This window comes from Variovorax sp. 20P10.2.4 (assembly GCF_058244205.1).
In genome coordinates, this window is the sequence record NZ_JBZAYE010001139.1 from 1 (window position 1) to 1258 (window position 1258).

Consider the following 1258-nt stretch of genomic DNA (forward strand, 5'->3'; position numbering starts at 1 on the left):
ATGCGCGAGCAGGCGCGACGCGAGTTCCATGCGCAGGCTGGTCAGCAGCTCGAGCGGGCCGGTGCCCGTGCGGCGCGCGAACTCGCGCGCGAAGGTGGCGCGCGAGAGATGGCAGCGCTCGGCCAGCGAGGCCACGGTCCAGTCGTGCTGCGGCGCGTCGAGCATGGCCTTGAGCGCGCCCGCCAGCCGCGGGCTGGCCATGAGGCCCAGCACGCCCGAGAGCTCGGGCCGGGTGTCGAGGCAGGCGCGCACCGCCAGCGTGAACAGCGTGCCCGAGAGCTGCGCCACGATGGCCTGCGCACCGGCGTTCTGCTGCTCGATCTCGTGCGCCATCAGCCGCACCAGGCCCTGCAGCCAGCCGTACTCGGGCCGCTGGCCGAAGGGAATCACCAGCGGATCGGGCAGCGCCTCGAGCAGCGTGCTGCGGCGCCGGCCCGGGAACTCGAACTCGCCGCAGAGGATGTCGGTGTCGGCCTTCGCGGGACGCGGCAGGTTGGTCTTGAGGTCGACCAGCTCGCCCTTGCGCAGGCGGATCGGGCGCATGTCCTCTTGCGGCTCTCTCGGCTCCGGCCCGAGCCCCGCGGTGCGCAGCACGTGCGCCTGGCCGTGCGGCAGGATCACGAGGCTGCCCTCCTCCAGCGGCAGCAGCGTGTTGCTGGCCGGCAGCCACAGCTCGCAGCGCCCGCGCAGCAGGATGTGGAAGGGCGCGCGCCACGGGCCGATGGCCTCGTGCGGCGCGGCCCAGTCCTGGCCGAACAGGCAGCGCAGGTCCATGCGGCCGCGCGGGGCCAGCCAGTCGACGAGTTCGCTCAGGGCATCCATGGCATGAGACGTTGGAGCAAGTTTTTCAGCCGGATCGGCATTCAAAATCCTAGCACGCAGGCCTACAGTTCATTCACCGACTTCCACGAGGTGAACAGAATGACTTCCGATCTCGTCCCCGCCGCTCTCACCGCCGCACCCGCGGCATCGGCCCGCGGCCCCGTTCCCGTCTCCTTCTTCAGCATCGCCGTCGGCCTGCTCGCGCTGGCCGCGGCCTGGCGCGTGGCGACGCCGCTGTGGCAACTGCCACCCGAGGCCGCGCAGGCCCTGACCTGGGCCGGCATCGCCGTCTGGCTGGTGCTGCTGGCGCTCTACGCCGCCAAGTGGCTGCGCCATCCCGACGAGGCGCGCGCCGAGCTCGAGCACCCGGTGCAGTCGTCGTTCGCGGCGCTGGGCCCGGTGGCCAGCATGCTCGCGGCGGTCGCGCTGCTGCCCT

General features: G+C 72.4%; 2 protein-coding genes. One reads left to right on the top strand and one right to left on the bottom strand.

The window, feature by feature from the left end; all coding sequences use genetic code 11:
• The coding region (locus AC27VN_RS41785) for a cupin domain-containing protein (RefSeq protein ID WP_490880560.1) at window positions 1-822 on the bottom strand (822 nt) is incomplete at its 3' end.
• A gap of 99 nt (window positions 823-921) precedes the next feature.
• Between AC27VN_RS41785 and AC27VN_RS41790 the strand changes: the two genes are divergently transcribed.
• On the top strand, window positions 922-1258 hold a 337-nt coding region (locus AC27VN_RS41790), incomplete at its 3' end, for an SLAC1 family transporter (protein WP_490880561.1).